12 protein-coding genes are annotated in these 15,797 nt (G+C 71.7%); all 12 read left to right on the top strand.

Translation table 11 applies throughout. From position 1 onward, the window contains the following. The first annotated feature begins 37 nt into the window (after nucleotides 1–37). Nucleotides 38–1,102 (top strand): extracellular solute-binding protein, encoded by a 1,065-nt coding sequence (locus KILIM_RS04535; RefSeq protein WP_006591451.1) that lies wholly within the window; start codon nucleotides 38–40, stop codon nucleotides 1,100–1,102. A gap of 116 nt (nucleotides 1,103–1,218) precedes the next feature. Beyond that, the gene (locus KILIM_RS04530; protein ID WP_006591450.1) at nucleotides 1,219–2,748 is read left to right on the top strand and encodes an ABC transporter permease; all 1,530 of its coding nucleotides are present in this window, start codon (nucleotides 1,219–1,221) and stop codon (nucleotides 2,746–2,748) included. Further along, nucleotides 2,745–3,806, top strand: a complete 1,062-nt coding sequence (locus tag KILIM_RS04525) for an ABC transporter ATP-binding protein (RefSeq protein ID WP_006591449.1) — start codon at nucleotides 2,745–2,747, stop codon at nucleotides 3,804–3,806. Before KILIM_RS04530 ends, KILIM_RS04525 begins: the two co-directional genes overlap by 4 nt. Before the next feature lie 66 nt (nucleotides 3,807–3,872). Further along, nucleotides 3,873–4,100, top strand: coding sequence for a type II toxin-antitoxin system VapB family antitoxin (locus tag KILIM_RS04520; protein ID WP_006591448.1), 228 nt, complete (start codon nucleotides 3,873–3,875; stop codon nucleotides 4,098–4,100). Next, the gene (locus tag KILIM_RS04515; RefSeq protein WP_006591447.1) at nucleotides 4,091–4,495 is read left to right on the top strand and encodes a PIN domain-containing protein; all 405 of its coding nucleotides are present in this window, start codon (nucleotides 4,091–4,093) and stop codon (nucleotides 4,493–4,495) included. The genes KILIM_RS04520 and KILIM_RS04515 overlap by 10 nt, the downstream gene beginning before the upstream one ends. Before the next feature lie 10 nt (nucleotides 4,496–4,505). Beyond that, nucleotides 4,506–5,267 (top strand): DUF4031 domain-containing protein, encoded by a 762-nt coding sequence (locus KILIM_RS25275; protein ID WP_006591446.1) that lies wholly within the window; start codon nucleotides 4,506–4,508, stop codon nucleotides 5,265–5,267. 148 nt (nucleotides 5,268–5,415) lie between these two features. Continuing rightward, the gene (locus KILIM_RS04505; protein ID WP_006591445.1) at nucleotides 5,416–6,114 is read left to right on the top strand and encodes a hypothetical protein; all 699 of its coding nucleotides are present in this window, start codon (nucleotides 5,416–5,418) and stop codon (nucleotides 6,112–6,114) included. A gap of 184 nt (nucleotides 6,115–6,298) precedes the next feature. Continuing rightward, nucleotides 6,299–7,957 carry a D-glucuronyl C5-epimerase family protein gene (locus KILIM_RS04500; protein WP_006591444.1) on the top strand — a complete coding sequence of 553 codons (1,659 nt, stop codon included), beginning with the start codon at nucleotides 6,299–6,301 and terminating at the stop codon, nucleotides 7,955–7,957. Between the two features lie 4 nt (nucleotides 7,958–7,961). Then, nucleotides 7,962–9,449 (top strand): D-glucuronyl C5-epimerase family protein, encoded by a 1,488-nt coding sequence (locus KILIM_RS04495; protein ID WP_006591443.1) that lies wholly within the window; start codon nucleotides 7,962–7,964, stop codon nucleotides 9,447–9,449. Between the two features lie 67 nt (nucleotides 9,450–9,516). Then, a complete protein-coding gene (locus KILIM_RS04490) occupies nucleotides 9,517–10,686 on the top strand; it encodes a MalY/PatB family protein (protein ID WP_006591442.1) in 1,170 nt (389 codons plus the stop codon). A gap of 62 nt (nucleotides 10,687–10,748) precedes the next feature. Beyond that, nucleotides 10,749–12,032 carry a YihY/virulence factor BrkB family protein gene (locus KILIM_RS04485; protein ID WP_246308481.1) on the top strand — a complete coding sequence of 428 codons (1,284 nt, stop codon included), beginning with the start codon at nucleotides 10,749–10,751 and terminating at the stop codon, nucleotides 12,030–12,032. Between the two features lie 260 nt (nucleotides 12,033–12,292). After that, nucleotides 12,293–15,730, top strand: a complete 3,438-nt coding sequence (locus tag KILIM_RS04480) for a DEAD/DEAH box helicase (protein WP_157551456.1) — start codon at nucleotides 12,293–12,295, stop codon at nucleotides 15,728–15,730. Nucleotides 15,731–15,797 lie beyond the last annotated feature (67 nt).

Here is a 15,797-nt window from a genome sequence, read left to right as displayed (position 1 = left end):
CGCGTTCCTGAGATACAGCTGAGGAGAGGCCTCCACCATGCACTCGACCCGCGCGGTCACCACCATCTTTGCCGCGGCGTTGACGGCCGGCGTGCTCGCCGCCTGCGGCAACGGCGCCGGCGCGGGCAGCGCACCGACCGCCGAGCAGACCGCCGCCGCCGCGGCCGACAACTCCGGCCTCGTCATCTACTCCGGCCGCAACGAGAAGCTGGTCGGCCCGCTGCTGGGCAAACTCGAGCAGGCCGTCGGCGCTCCCGTGCAGGTGCGCTACGGCGACACCGCCGCCATGGCCGCCCAGATCCTGGAGGAGGGGGACAACTCCCCGGCCGACCTCTTCTTCGGCCAGGACGCCGGAGCGCTCGGAGCCCTCGCCAAGCAGAACCGACTCGCCGCGCTGGACGCCCAGACCACCGGCCAGGTCATCGACGGCTACGCCGACGAGAACAACCTGTGGGTCGCCACGTCCGCCCGCGCCCGCGTCATCGCCTACAACCCGGCGACGGCGCCGGAGATCGCCAACGCCACCTCCATCGACGTTGTGCTGGAGCCCAAGTACAAGGGGGGCAAGATCGGGTACGCGCCGACCAACGCCTCCTGGCAGTCCTTCGTCACGGCGCTGCGCGTCACCAAGGGCGAGGACGGCGCCCGCGACTGGCTGACGAAGTTCAAGGCACAGGAGCCCCGCGCCTACGAGCGCAACGGTGGGGTGCTCGAGGGCGTGGAGTCCGGCGAGGTCGACCTCGGCCTCATCAACCACTACTACTGGTATGCCAAGGTTGCCGAAGAGGGCGACGCCGTGAAGAGCAAGATCCGCTTCCTCGACAGCGAAGACCCCGGCGCCCTCATCAACGTCGCCGGAGTCGGAGTGGTCGCGGGCACCGACCAGAGCGAGGCTGCGAACAAGGCCGTGAACTTCCTGCTCAGCAAGGAGGCGCAGACGTACTTCGCCGACGAGACCGCCGAATACCCGGTGATCGAAGGCGTGACGTCCAAGCACGACCTACCCGACCTGAGCACCCTCAAGAAGCCCGCGATCGACCTCAACGACCTGGACTCCCTGCCCCAGACCCTTGAGCTGCTCGGACAGGTGGGCCTGACCTGAGCCTGACGACGACGCAGCGGCGCGCCGAGGATTCCACCCCGGCGCGCCGTCGGCGTGTCCGCCGCCCCGACTCCGCGCCGCCGCTGCTGCTGGCGGCCGGGGCGGTCGCGGCCACGGTGGCGCTCATCCCGCTGCTCTACCTCTTCGTGCGCACCGCCGAGGCCGGACCCGAGCGCATCCTGGAGATCCTCAGCCGCCCCCGCACCCTCGAACTGCTCTTCCGCAGCCTGGCCCTCACCGGCATCGTCACCGGCGGCTCCCTCGTGCTCGGCATCACGACCGCACTGCTCGTCGTGCGCACCGACCTACCCGGCCGCCGCGTGCTGGCGGTGCTCGCCGGGCTGCCCCTGGCGGTCCCCAGCTACGTCGCGGCGTTCGCCTGGCTCATCTCCGCGCCGTGGGCCCGCGGGCTGCTCGGGGCGAGCATCGTGCTGACGCTCGTCTCCTTTCCCTACGTGTACCTGCCGGTCGCGGCCGCCCTGCGGCGCACCGACCCCGCACAGGAGGAGGTCGCCCGCTCGCTGGGCGCCGGCCGCTGGGAGACGTTCCGCCGGGTCACCGTGCCCCGCGTGCGGCCCGCGGCCGCCTCCGGTGCCCTGCTCGTCGCCCTCTACACGCTCAGCGACTTCGGCGCCGTCGCCATGCTGCAGTGCGACGTCTTCACCCGGGCGATCTTCATGAGCTATCAGGCGAGCTTCGATCGCACCCCCGCGGCCGTGCTGGCCTGCGTCCTGGTCGGCCTCACCATCGCGATCACCACCGCCGAACACAGCACCCGCTCGGGCACCGAGACCGCCCGGGTCGGCGGCGGCATGTCCCGCCGCCACGAGCCGGTGACCCTCGGCGCGAGCCGCTGGGCCTGGTGGGCCGGCGTCGTCGGCCTCCTCGTGCTCGCCCTCGGTGTGCCGCTCGCGGGCCTGGCGCGCTGGGCCTCCGTCAGCCTCAACGCCGGCATCGACGTCGACCGGCTCCTGGCCAGCACCCTGGCCACGGCCCGCTACTCCGTCGCCGGAGCCCTCGTCTGCACGCTGCTCGCCGTGCCCGTCGGCATCCTCGCCGCCCGCTACCGCGGCCGCGCCGCCCGCCTCATCGAGTCCGCGACGTGGGCCGGGCACGCCCTGCCGGGCATCGTCGTCGCCCTGTCCCTCGTGTTCTTCGGCCTGCGCGTCGTGCCTGACCTGTACCAGCGCGGGCCGATGCTCGTCTTCGCCTACGTCGTGCTCTTCCTACCCGCGGCCGTGGGCGCCGTGCGGGCCGCCGTCGCCGTCAGCTCGCCGGCCCTGGAGGAGGTGTCGCGCTCCCTCGGCAACTCCAGGTTGACGACGTGGCGGCGTGTCACGCTGCCGCTGGCCGCCCCCGGCATCGCCACCGGCGCCGCGCTCGTCACCCTCATCAGCGCCAAGGAGCTGCCCGCGACGCTCATGCTGCACCCCACCGGCGTCGACACCCTGGCCACCAGCCTGTGGACCTACACCTCGATCGCCGCGCACGGGCAGGCCGTTCCGTACGCGGCGGCGCTCGTGGCACTGGGGATCGCCCCTACGCTGTGGCTGTTGCACACCAGCGGCGCGTTCGGCGGCCAGCGCCCGGCCAAGGCGCAGGGGCCGGGCGCCGGGCGAGCCGACGATCGGGAGGGGGAACGATGAGCAGCGTGCAGATCCGCGCCGTCAACAAGGCGTTCGGCGCGCACCGGGTGCTGCGCGACGTCGACTTCGACGTGCGCGAGGGCGACCTCAGCGTGCTGCTGGGACCGTCGGGCTGCGGCAAGACGACGTTGCTGCGGATCGTGGCCGGGCACCTGGCGCCGGACTCCGGCACCCTGCAGGTCGGCGGCCGAACCCTCGCCGGCCCGGGCGTGTTCGTCAGCCCGGAGCGCCGCGGCATCGGCATCGTGCCCCAGGACGGCGCCCTCTTTCCGCACCTGGATGTCGCCGGCAATATCGCCTTCGGCCTGCCCGGGCGGCTGCGGCGCAAGGCCCGCACGTCGGCCCGCGTGCGTGAACTGCTCGACCTCGTCGGCCTGCCCGGCGCCGAAGATCTACCGCCCAGCCAACTCTCCGGCGGTCAACAACAGCGGGTGGCGTTGGCGCGGGCCCTCGCGCCCGAACCGCAACTCGTGCTGCTCGACGAACCGTTCTCCGCGCTCGACGCCGCCCTGCGCGGCGCCGTGCGCGCCGACGTGCGCCACGCCCTCCTGGCGGCCGGCGCGACCGCGCTCATGGTGACCCACGACCAGGAGGAGGCCCTGTCGATGGCCGACTCCGTCGCGGTCATGCAGGGGGGTCGGATCGTCATGCACGACGCCCCCGCCAACGTCTACTCGACCCCCACCTCCCTGGAGGTCGCCCGCTTCGTCGGGGATGTCGTCGAGCTGCCGGTCTCCGCGAACGGCGAGACCGCCCTGGGCCCCCTCCCGGAGGACTCGAACGTGCCGCCCGGTGGCGGCATCGCCGTGCTGCGCCCCGAACAACTCGTGCTCACCCCCGCCCTGGCCGCCCCGATGGGCTCGGCCCACGCGGTCGTCGCCACCGTCGCGGAGGTCGAGTACTTCGGCCACGACACCCTCGTCGCCCTCGACCTGCCCGGGGCGTCCGGCGGCCGCGTCCTCGCCCGATGCGCCCGCCCGCCCGAGCCCGGCTCACGCGTGCGGATCGACATCGAGGGCCCCGTCTCCTGCTACGCCACCGACTCCTCCGGCGTCTGAGTCACTACCGACTTTCTCGGTAGACGCAGCATGGAATATGTACTGTTCCTCGCCTAATATGTACGCATGGCAGTGAAGCGCACCACCATCGAGCTCGACGAAGGACTCGTCGCACAAGCCGTGGCAGCAACGGGCGGCACCCTACGTGCGACGGTCGAGCAGGCTCTGCGGCTACTCATCGCCGAGGATCATCAGGATGAGCAGCGCCACCGGGCGCGGTTGGACCGGCACCTGCGAGGCGTACCCGACGGCGTCGACGTGAGTGTGCTGCTTTCGGGTGAACAGTGGCGCTGAACCTGTGGATCGTCGACAAGAGCGCCCATGTCCGGCTTGCCAGCGGTGCGCACTTGCCCGAAGGCATCAGTCCGGCCCGTCTCGCGATCTGCGAGATGGGCCTGCTCGAATGGCTCTACTCGGCGCGCTCGGCCCGTGACTACGACACCCAACACGCCGAACTCCACGATTCCTTCTCCGTGCTCGATGCGCCGATCGATATCTGCGCCCGCGTCCTTCGGCTCCAATCGGACCTGGCGCATCATCGCAGCATGTGGCATCGGCGGGCGATCGGAGACCTGTTCATCGCCGAGACCGCACTGTCCCACAGTGCGGGCATCCTGCATGCCGACGGTGATTTCGAACTGATCCGCCAGGTGCGTCCGCGGCTGGTGCTGATGAGTCTCGACCACTGAGGGGGCGGCGATGATCCTGCTCGATCCGCCGGTATGGCCGTTCCGCGATCAACTGTTCAGCCACCTGGCCAGCGATACCTCGATCGAGGAGTTGCACGACTTCGCGGGCGCGACGGGGCTGCATCCGCGCTCCTACGACGGGGACCATTACGACGTGCCGGCCTCGCGCTACGACGAGGTCGTCGCCGCCGGAGCCGTGCCGGTCAGCAATCGCGAGCTGCTGGCGGCGGTCCAACGCGCCGGACTGCGCTTCCGCAAACGGCGCGGGGAGCGGCCGCTGGCCAGCATCGTGAACGGGCTGCCGTCTCTCGGAGCCCCGCACCGGCTGGAGATCCTCCGCTCGCCGTTCGAGGCACCGCCGGAATCGACCATCGCCGCCGTCACCGCCGTCACCGACGCCGACAGCCGCTTGCTCCTCGTCGGGAGCCCGAAGCGCGGCGGGTGGGAATGCCCGGGCGGCAAACGAGAACCGGGGGAGACCCCGCGGGAGAGCGCGGTCCGGGAGGTCGCCGAGGAGGCCGGCATCGAGCTGGCGCCCGACCTGCTGGCGCGCGTCGGCTACGAGCGGATCCGCTTCGCCGGGCCCGTTCCCGACCCCCAGCTCCACCCGATCAGCCACGTCGCGGTCTACGGCGCGCAGCTGGAGTCGATCGGACAGGACGGGATCGGGCCGGAGGGGCAGCCGGTCGTGTGGCTCCCCCCGGAGCAGGTGTGGGACCGGTGCGGGGCCGCCCCGTGGTGGCCCCTGCTGGATCGCCACCTCTTCGGCTGAGCCCGGGCGCCCGCCGCCGGCCGAGCATGTGGGTCGAGAGCGGACTTGGACGCTCGACCTATGATCACCGCTCGGGGATCATCCGCGGCCGGTTTCACACCGCAGGCCGCGGACGCCATCGCATCGGCGGCGAGGGGGACGAGCAGCCATGGCACACGATTCTGGGCAGACGCGGGAAGAGGTCGAGCGACAGCTGCGAGGGTTGCAGGCGGTCGAGCGCATCCGGGCGGCCCTGGAGGACCGGTTCGAGGTCGAGGTGCGGGAGGCGGTGTGCTCGGGGGTGGACTACCCGCCCGCCCGGCTGCACGATTACCTCACCGGCATCGAGGACTCCCACGAGCCGCGCGTACGGCTGCTCTTCGAGCTCTTCGAACGCGGCGCGCTGAGGCGACCGGAGCTGGCGGCCGAGCTGGCCGACGTGCCCGCGACCTGCTTCTTTCTCGGCACCGCCGCCCGCTACGAACGCTCCCTCGCCGACTGGCTGACCCTCTTTGGCGGTACCTACACCCCGCCGGCGCTGACCGATCGGCCCGGTGACCTGCCCCGCGACCTGGAGTTGTGGAGCGCCGGAGACCTGGTGTGGAGCCGCTCCCGCCAAGCCGCACAGGACTGCGCCGACTACCTGACGCTGCTGCTCGACCGGCCCGTCGGCCTCTGGCGGATGCGGATCCCCGTCTCCGCGCTGCGCTGCGTCGCCCACGACCGCTGGTCGGGCCGCGACGACACCCGTTATCTCGTGCCGCCGCAGGTGCTCGACATCTCCCGGGCCACCCAGCTCGCGCCCGGCGCGCCCGCGCCGCTGGACCGACCCCTCGCGCCGCGACCGCGGATCGTCGACGAACTCTGACGGCGACCTGCGCGCAGGGTCGCCGAGCGCGCAGAACCCGGTGCGGCATCGCCGCAGTCCAGGTCTGAGACTCGAGGCGAATTCCTCAGCACCGCATCCAAACTGCCGATTGCGTTGACGACTGAGTTGACGAACGACCGGATTCGGCAAGGCGGGTGGCGGGGGCCGCGGAAGGGACTGCCCTATGCGCAGCCGCTGCGCCCTGCTCACCCTTGCCCTGGCACCCACCCTGACGCTCACCCTGGCACTCGCGGCCGGTGTGGGAGTCTCACCCACCGCCACCGCGCAACCGGCCCCTGCGCAACGGATCCCCGAGCAACGGATCGTCACCGACCAGAGCACGGTCTTCTCGGCCCTGTCGGCGGGCGAGCCGCGGGTGTCCGGGGCAGCGTCCCTGGCCCGCGTCGGCCTGCTGCCCGGCTCGACCGGCCCGGCGTTGGCCGCCGCGTTGACCGCCGCCGCCACCATCACCGACGCCCAAGCCCCAGCGACCTCCGGTTGGGCCCGCATCACCGGCACCTCGCTACCGGCCTTTCGCACCGGCTCCGACACGCTGCGGCGCGTCGGCCCCGAGCAGCGGCCCTACGCCCGCGCGGGTCTCGCCCCGCTGACCCCCGACCGGCCGCACGACGACGCCGGGGTGCTCGTCTACGAGCGCGGTGGGCAGACCCACGACCACCCTGTACTGCAGGCTCGACACATTCCCATGTGGACCGCCAGCTACCGCAACGGCGGCGGCCGCGAGTACCTCGACAAAGCCATCGCCCATGGCGAGCGGCTGCTCACGACCGGCGAACACACCCGCTCCGCGCTCTACTTTCCCTACCACTTCGACTTCGCGCTGCACGGCGACGACGCGCACCCGATGCACGCGCCCTGGTACTCCGCGATGGCGCAGGGCCAGGCGCTCTCGGCGTTCGTGGCGCTCTACGAGACCACCGGTCAGCCGCGCTGGCGGGAGGCCGCCGACGAGACCTTCGCCAGCTTCCTGCGGCCGCGGGCGGAGGGCCGGCCGTGGACCGTCGACGTCGACGACAAAGGACTGTTGTGGTTCGAGGAGTACGCGGGACCGAACCCGGACCGCGCGTTCAACGGCCATATGTTCGCGCTCTTCGGCGTCTACGACTACTGGTGGCTCACCGGCGACCCGCAGGCCCGACAGGTGGTGCTCGGGGGGCTGGAGGCGACCCGGGTGCGCGTCCGCGACATCCGGGTGCCCGGCGGCACCTCCCGGTACTGCCTGACGCACCGGGTGTCCGACGACAACTACCACCGGGTGCACATCGGGCAACTGTTCACGTTGCACACTCTCACCGGCAGCACCGACTTCGCCCGGCTCGGCGACGCCTTCATCGACGACGCCCCCCGGGACCGACAGGGCGGCAGCGGGATGATCGCCGCCGGTCGGGTCGAGGCCGTCACTGTTGACGAGCAGGGGCAGCCGGCCAGCACCCGGATCGCCGACGTCGCCGCGGCGCAGGCCGTGGAGTTCGGGGCTCGCACGCTGCTGCCCGGCCGCAGTGGGGTGTGGCTGCGGGTCGACTCGGGCACCCTCGCCGGCACCTGGGTGCGCGAGCAGCCCGACCACGCCTGGCTGCAGGGCGCGCGCGACGCCGTGACGTTCGGGCTGCCCCGCGCCGGGATGCTCGGTGCCGGCACCCAGACCGGCTACGCCGCCGATACCGCGGGGCACTGGACCGCACAGAGCAGTGTGCTGATTGGTCAGGCCACCCCGGTGCACCTGGCCGGGCGGTTCAGCCGCGAGGGGCGCACCTATTTCACCGTCGCCGACGGCCCGCTCGCGGGCCTGGCGATCGACGCCGCCGACGTGAAGGTGGAGTGACTCGATGACCGCAAGGATTCCCCGCCGCACCTTCTGCGCCGGGTTGACCGGGCTCGCCGTGGCCGGCTCTGCCTCCGCCGGGAGGCCGGCCACCGCCGGGGCGCTGGCGACCCCCCGGGCTTCGGCGCTGGCGCATCGGACCGAGCTCGTCCGCGTCGAGGGCAGCACCCTGGGCGCCTTCCTCGTCGGTGGCGACCGGGTGCAGAAGGTGGAGAATGCCGGCCGCCCGTTCGCGTACGTCGGCCGCGCAGCCCTGCGCTCCCCGAACCGCCCCCACGACGCCGACGGCATCGTCATGTACGCCCGCGAGGGCCGGCTCTACGACCATCCGGTGCTGCAGTCCGCCCACCTGCTGACCTGGCTGTGGAGCTACCGCAACAGCGGCGACCGGCGCTACCTCGACCTCGCGGTGCGGCACGGCGAACGGATCCTGAGTTACGCCCACACCGCGCGCGGCGCCCTCTACCTGCCCTACCCCTTCGACTTTCCCCTGCACGGCAAAGCGGAGTTCACGATGCGCGCGCCCTGGTACTCGGCCATGGCCCAGGGGCAGGCGCTGTCGGCGTTCATCACCCTGTTCGAGGTGACCCGCGAGGCGCGCTGGCAGCGGGCCGCCGACGACATCCTCGCCACCTTCCTCAACCCGCCCGCGGCCGGGCAGCCGTGGACCGTGGAGGTCGACCGGCAGCAGCTGCTGTGGTGCGAGGAGTACGTCGGCGAGCACGTCGACCGCGCCTACAACGGCCACAACTTCGCGGTCTACGGGCTGTACGACTACTGGTGGGTCACCGGCGACGCCCGCGCCAGGCAGCTCTTTCTCGGCGCCGTGCAGGCCACCCGCACGCACGCCGCCGACATCCGGATGCCGGGGCGCACCTCCAAGTACTGCCTCAACCACGAGGTGTTCAGCGCCAGCTACCACGGCATCCACGTGCAGCAGCTGTACAAGCTGCACACCCTGACCGGTAGCCCCGACCTGGCGCGACTGGCCGACGCGTTCCAGAGCGACGCCCCCGCCGGCTACGCGGCCGGGCGGGCGTACCTGGCGCCGGGACGCCACTCGCTGGTGACCCGCGGCACCGACGGACGCACGCTGACCTCGACCCGCACCGGGCCGCGCGCGGCCGAAACGGTGCGCTTCGGGCTCCGCTCGTGGATGGCGGATCGGCCCGGGGTGTGGCTGCGGATCGACTCCGGCGCGCTACGAGGACAGTGGATTCAGGAACGGGCGCGGATCGCCTATCCGCTCGACGTGCGCGACGCCTTCGCGTTTACCCCCGTGCGGCAGGGGGTGCTGCGCGCCGGCACCCACGTCGGCTACGCGGTCGGCGCGGACGGACGGCCCGTGGCCCGGCGCACCCTACGGCTACCCCGGCCCTCTCCGGCGCTGATGGAAGGCCGCGAGACCCGCGACGGCCTACCGCTGCTGAAGGTGCGCAACGGCGCCTTCCGCGGCCTGCTCATCCCCGCCTTCGGTGTGCAACTGGCGTAGGCGACGCGAGCCGTCGGCGCCCGGCCCGACCGCATCCGGTCGTCGGTGACCCGCCACACTTGGGCCCATGGACTTCACCTCCCGCCTGGACGCCATCACCGTCGACTCGCTGCGCGAGCGCGGCAGCAGCAAGTGGCTGACCTATCCGGACAGCTACGGCGCCTGGATCGCGGAGATGGACTTCGGCGTCGCCGAGCCGGTCGCGCGGGCGCTGCACGAGGTGGTCGACCGGGCGCGGTTCGGCTACAACCCGCCGGGGATCGTCGATGATCTCGGGCGCGCCTACACCCAGTTCGCGCAGCGGCGCTACGGGGTGAGCCTGGACCCCGCGATGGTTCGGCCGCTGCCGGACGTACTGGCCGGCATGGGAGCGATCATCGAGAACTTCACCCGGCCCGGCACCCCCGTCATCGTGCCGACGCCGGCGTACATGCCGTTCCTGCTGCTGCCGGACTGGTGGGACCGGCCGATCCTGCAGGTGCCGATGGCCCGTGACGGGGATCGGTGGGTGTACGACCTCGACGCCCTCGCCGCCGCGTTCGACGCGGGCGCGCAACTGCTGACCCTGTGCAATCCGCACAACCCGATCGGGCGCGTGTTGACCCGCGACGAGATGCTGGCCATCGCCGACGTCGTGGAGGCCAAGGGCGGCCTGGTGTTCTCCGACGAGATCCACGCGCCGCTGATCTACCAGGGCCGCACACACGTGCCGTACGCGACGCTCGACGAGCGGACCGCCGCGCACACGATCACGGCGACCTCGGCCAGCAAGGCGTTCAACCTGCCGGGTCTGAAGTGCGCCCAGATCGTCTTCAGCAACCCCGAGCACCGGCAGGCGTGGGTGCGGGCCGGTCGGTGGGTCGAGCAGGGCGCGTCGCTGCCCGGCATCGTCGCCAATATCACCGCCTATGACGAGGGCGAGCCGTGGCTGACCAACATCCTGGCCTACCTCGACCGTAACCGCACGGCCCTGTCCGACCTCGTCGCCGAGAAGCTGCCGGGGGTGCGCTACCAGCAGCCCGAGGGCACCTACCTCGCGCTGTTGGACTTCCGCGAGCGCGGCCTGGGCGACGACCCCGCCGCGATTTTCCGCGAACATGCCCAGGTCGCGCTGACCCCCGGTCCCGCGTGCGGCGACGCCGCCAAGGGCTTCGCCCGCCTCAACTATGGGACCCCGCTGCCCATCCTCACGCAGATCATCGAACGCATCAGCGGGGTGCTCGCCGAGCGCGGATGACGGCGCCGACCCGCGGGCGTACCGGGATGCCCCGGGAGGCGGGTCTCAGTACTGTGGCCGGTATGTCGGCCACGGACACTGCCCCAGAGGACACCCGCGAGAGCGAGGAGTCGACGCCCAAGAAGCTCATCGAGACGATCAAGGAGTCGCGCCCGGTCCGCGCGCTGCAGCGCTACGGCAAGGCCCGCGGCGGCCTGCTGGCCGGCGGTATCGCCTACTCGGCGATCTTCTCGATCGTCGCGGCGTTGACCATCGCCTGGACCGTGTTCATGGCGACGATCGGCGGCAACGAGGAGCTTCGGTCTCAGGTCATCGAGGCCGTCAACGAGGCCCTGCCGGGCATCCTGCAGGACGGCAGCGGGCAGGGGATGATCAACCCCGACGCGCTCGTGCTCGACTCGGCGGTCAATGTCGCCTCGATCGTGGCCGCCCTCGTGCTGCTGTGGACCGCGATCGGGATGATGACGAACATCCGCTCCTGCGTGCAGGACATGTTCGGCATCGTGGCCCCGGTCGAGAACCCGGTGCTGCAGAAGGTGCGGGACCTGCTGGGGTTCATCGCGATGGCGTTCGGCATCGTGTCCTCCGCGCTGCTCGGCACGGCGGCCAGCACCTTGGGGCAGGTCGTTATCGGCTTCATCGGCCTCGACGGGAGCCCGGTCGCGTCGTTCCTCGTAAGGGCCGGCGGTCTGCTCGCGGCGGCGGCGATGTCCGCGGTGACGTTCGCGTTCCTGTTCCGGGTCACGGCGGCGGTGCGGCCGCTACGTAAGGATCTGTGGCTGGGGTCGGCGGTCGGCGGCGTCGCGGTTCAGGTGATCCTGTTCCTCGGTACCAGCATTGTGTCGTCCGTCAGCGACAACCCGCTGCTGGCCGCGTCGGCGTCGCTGGCGACCCTGCTGCTGTTCGTCAACCTGTTGGCTCGGGTGCTGCTCATGGTGGCGGCGTTCACCGCCAACCCGCCCGCGCCGAACATGCCGCAGGATCCGCGCGAAGTGCACTTCAAGGAGACGCCGAACTTCGTCACCGAGTCCGCGCCGCACACGCTGCACTGGGACCACCAGGATGTGACCGGTCAGGTGTCGGTCGACGACACCCTCAACCCCGACTACCGGGCCCCGAAGCCGGGCGACCTCAATCCCGTCTCCTCCGATCGGCGCCCCGACGGCGCGCCGATCGGCGACGAGCCCATCGGACCCCTCAAGCGACTGCGTCTGAACCGCCGCGCCCAAAAGCTCGAGCGCAAGGCCGTGGAGACGCGTCGTCGCCTCGGTCAGCGGCCGCGCATCGACGCCGCCGAGGAGTCCTACTGGGAGGACCAGGACGTACACCGTCCCGGTGAGAGGTAGACGCTCGCCGCTGCCCACCGCCGCCGACCGCCGCCCCCAGCCGCCGACGGGCGTGCTCCCTGCCCAGCGTTGCGGTCGCGACCGCAACCGTCGGCAGGGAGCGCAACATCCAGGATGTGGACGGCTGGGCGGGCCTGGGATGGAGGGTTGTGATGCGCGTATCCGGTGATCTGGCCTGACGGGTAGACGGGGCGATCGATTGATCGCGTGTTCGGCCTGTCGGCGCAACCTTGTCGGTGGTCGCACCTAGCGTTGCCGACGTGACGATCACCGGAGTCCCCTCCAGCCCCCAGCCCTCCTCGCGCATGCCTGCGTGGGTCGAGGACGTCTACGACTCGGCCTGTGAAGAGCTGCCGACGGGTGCGCTGCAACGCGGGCGGCAATACGCCGACAGCCGGATGGTCGTCAGCCTGCATCCGGTTGGTGGCGGGCGCGCGCTGTTCGGGGTGGTGCGCGGCAACCGAAGGCAGCCGTACCACGTGATGATCCACACCACCGGCCAGGGCATCGACCTCGACTGGGACAACACCTGCACGTGTCCCATGGAGAGTGACTGCAAGCATGTCGTCGCCGCGCTGCTCGACGCGGTGCGCGCCAGCCAGCGCGCGGGGTCTGCCACCGCGCCGCCCGCGGCGACACCGTTGAGCGTCGTGCCAGATAGCGCTGCTCCGCAGCAGGGTCGTGCGGGCCACACCTGGCACCAGCTGCTGCAATCGCTGACCGGTGCTGTCGGTGGCTCGCCGGAGGAGGAGGCGAGCCTTGCCCTGCTGCTGGACTGGCCCGCGGCCACCGCGGAGCTACCGCCCGCCGGATGCCGGGTGATCTTGCGGCCCATGCGCCGGGGTGCCACCGGGCGCTGGGTGAAGTCCGGCGTCTCGTGGGGGCAGTTCCGCTACGGCCAGTACTTCGCCAACCGCACCGGCTCGCGCGCGGAGGCTCGCGCGGAGGCTGCGGCGCTGCAGGCCATCGACCGGGTCGCTACCGCGGGAGGCAACTCCTACACCTACTACAACTCCGCCGACTGCATCCGGCTCGACTCGTTGGGGTCGCACACGGTCCGGCTGCTCGCCGACGCGGTGGCCGCCGGAGTGCAACTGGTCACCCCGATCGCGGGGCAGCAGGTGGTCGTCTCCGACGCCCTGGCGACGCTGGCGGTCGACGTCCGGGCGGCGAGCCCGCACGGGGTGGACGACCCGCAAGCCACTGCGGCGGATGGGCAGGAGCCGGCAGCGGCGCCCGCCCGGCAGGTGCCGCTGTCGGTGGCCGCCCGCGTGCGGCACGACGGACGCCTGTGGGACGCCACGGAGGTTGCGCTGCTGGGTGAGCCGGCCTCGGTGCTGTTCCGCCGCGGCGACGCGCCCGCCGGTGTCACCCCTGGGCTGGTGATCGCCCCGGTCACCCTGCCATCGGGCGACATCGAGGGCCTGCTCTCCGCGGGGCGCATCGAGGTTCCCGCCGACGAGGCCGGCAAGTTCTTCACCGGGTACTACCCGGCCCTGCGGCGGCGCGTCGAAGTGCTCAGCAGCGATGCGAGCGTGCGTTTCCCCGAGCCGCAGGCACCCCGGCTGCGGTTGCAGGCCACCTACGGCGAGGGGCACCGAGTGCACCTGGCCTGGAGTATGACCTACGGCGACGAGGCGCTGCCGCTGCGCGGCAACGAGGCGTTGCGCGACCCGGACGCCGAGCGGATCATCATCGAGCGGTGCACCGCACTGATCGGTGCGCACGTGAGCGCCCCCGTCTGGCGTGACGGGAGCGGGCGCCTGCTGTTGCGCAGCGGCGCAGCGCTGACCGGCATGCAGACCGCCGCGTTCAGCGCCGAAGTGCTGCCGGTGCTCGACGCGGACCCGGACGTCGATGTGCTCGTCATCGGGGAGGCCGCCGACTACGGGGCCTCTGAGCTCACGCCCACCGTGCACCTCGACGTTCGCGGCGACGGGGCACCCAACGGGCAGAACGACTGGTTCAGCCTCGACGTGCAGGTGCGCCTCGGCGAGCAGGAAGTGCCGTTTCGGCCGCTGTTCGCCGCGCTGTGCCAGGGCGATCCCCACCTGCTGCTCGACTCGGGCACCTGGTTCAGCCTCGACCTGCCGCAGCTCGACCAGCTGCGGCAACTCATCGAGGAGGCCCGCGAGCTCAGCGATGGCGACGAGTTGCGGATCAGCCGCTGGCAGGCCGGGCTGTGGGACGAGCTGGCCGACATCGCCGCGACGACCACCGAGTGCGCCCAGTGGCGCGAGTCCGTCGGCGGACTACTCGCCGATACCGACCGCGAGCCGCTCCCCGCGCCGCCCGGCCTGCAGGCGACGCTGCGGCCCTACCAGCTCGACGGCTTCCAATGGCTCACCTACCTGCGCGAGCACCAGCTCGGTGGGGTGCTCGCCGACGACATGGGCCTGGGCAAGACCATGCAGGCGCTCGCGGCGCTGGAGCACGCCAAGGCCGCCGGGCAGCTGGAGCGGCCCGCGCTCGTCATCGCGCCGACCAGCGTCATCGACACGTGGTGCCGGGAGGCCGCCCGGTTCACCCCCGGGCTGCGGGTGCGCGCCGTCACCCAGACCAGCGCCAAACGCCGCGAGCCACTGCCCGACCTCGCCGCGGAGTGCGACATCGTCGTCACCTCGTACGCGATCGTGCGGATCGATGCCGACTCCTTCCTGGAGCAGCCGTGGTCAGCGGTGCTGCTGGACGAGGCCCAGGCCGTGAAGAACCCGCGCGCCAAGACCCACCAGGTGGTGCGATCCCTGAACGCACCGACGAAGATCGCGATCACCGGCACCCCGTTGGAGAACTCGCTGCTCGACCTGTGGGCCCTGCTTTCGATCACGGCACCCGGGTTGTTTCCCAAGCTCGGGGCGTTCGTCGAGACCTACCGCAAACCGATCGAGAACGAGGGCAATCAGGAGCGGCTGGCGCGGCTGCAGCGGCGGGTGCGGCCGCTGATGCTGCGCCGCACCAAGGAGGCAGTCGCGCCCGAGTTGCCGCCCAAGCAGGAGCAGGTGATGCGCATCGACCTCGCGCCCGCCCACCGGCGCGCCTACGACCGGCGGCTGCAACGCGAGCGGCAGCGGGTGCTCGGGCTGCTGAAGGACTTCGACCGAAACCGGGTGGCGATCTTCCGGTCGCTGACCGTGCTGCGGCAGTTGGCGTTGGCACCGGTTCTCGTCGACCCCGAGCACGCCCGCATCCCGGCCAGCAAGGTCGAGGCGTTCGCCGAGCAGATCGCGCAGGTCGCCGCCGAGGGGCACCGAGCCCTGGTGTTCAGCCAGTTCACCGGCTTCCTGGGGTTGGTGCGCGAGCGCCTCGCGGCCGACGGCATCGAGTACGCCTACCTCGACGGCCGCACCCGCAACCGGCCGGCGCGCATCCAGGAGTTCCGCGACGGAGATGCGCCCGTGTTCCTCATCAGCCTCAAAGCCGGCGGCTTCGGCCTGACACTGACCGAGGCCGACTACGTCTTCCTGCTCGACCCGTGGTGGAATCCGGCCGCCGAGCAGCAGGCAGTCGACCGCACCCACCGCATCGGCCAGGACAAGACCGTCATGGTCTACCGGCTCATCGCCGCCGACACCATCGAGGACAAGGTCGTCGCTCTCCAGCAACGCAAACGCGACCTGTTCGCCAACGTCATCGACGCCGGCGGCGCCATCGACACCATGCTCACCGCCGATGACATCCGCGGCCTCCTGCAGGAGTAGCCGCTCAAGGAGTAGCAGCTCACCACCGGCCCCGGCCCAGCCCCCTCCGCCGAAGGTCGCCCTCCCT

The organism is Kineosphaera limosa NBRC 100340, from assembly GCF_000298215.1.
Lineage (GTDB): Bacteria > Actinomycetota > Actinomycetes > Actinomycetales > Dermatophilaceae > Kineosphaera > Kineosphaera limosa.
Note: the sequence above shows the minus strand (reverse complement) of the source record. Positions and strands in the feature narration are given on the sequence as shown.

Excerpts from the sequence above, each read along its gene's own strand:
- KILIM_RS04525 (WP_006591449.1), top strand. The coding sequence starts at position 2,745 with ATGAGCAGCGTGCAGATCCGCGCCGTCAACAAGGCGTTCGGCGCGCAC.
- KILIM_RS04485 (WP_246308481.1), top strand. The coding sequence starts at position 10,749 with ATGTCGGCCACGGACACTGCCCCAGAGGACACCCGCGAGAGCGAGGAG.
- KILIM_RS04500 (WP_006591444.1), top strand. The coding sequence starts at position 6,299 with ATGCGCAGCCGCTGCGCCCTGCTCACCCTTGCCCTGGCACCCACCCTG.
- KILIM_RS04535 (WP_006591451.1), top strand. The coding sequence starts at position 38 with ATGCACTCGACCCGCGCGGTCACCACCATCTTTGCCGCGGCGTTGACG.
- KILIM_RS25275 (WP_006591446.1), top strand. The coding sequence starts at position 4,506 with ATGATCCTGCTCGATCCGCCGGTATGGCCGTTCCGCGATCAACTGTTC.
- KILIM_RS04505 (WP_006591445.1), top strand. The coding sequence starts at position 5,416 with ATGGCACACGATTCTGGGCAGACGCGGGAAGAGGTCGAGCGACAGCTG.
- KILIM_RS04495 (WP_006591443.1), top strand. The coding sequence starts at position 7,962 with ATGACCGCAAGGATTCCCCGCCGCACCTTCTGCGCCGGGTTGACCGGG.
- KILIM_RS04520 (WP_006591448.1), top strand. The coding sequence starts at position 3,873 with ATGGCAGTGAAGCGCACCACCATCGAGCTCGACGAAGGACTCGTCGCA.
- KILIM_RS04490 (WP_006591442.1), top strand. The coding sequence starts at position 9,517 with ATGGACTTCACCTCCCGCCTGGACGCCATCACCGTCGACTCGCTGCGC.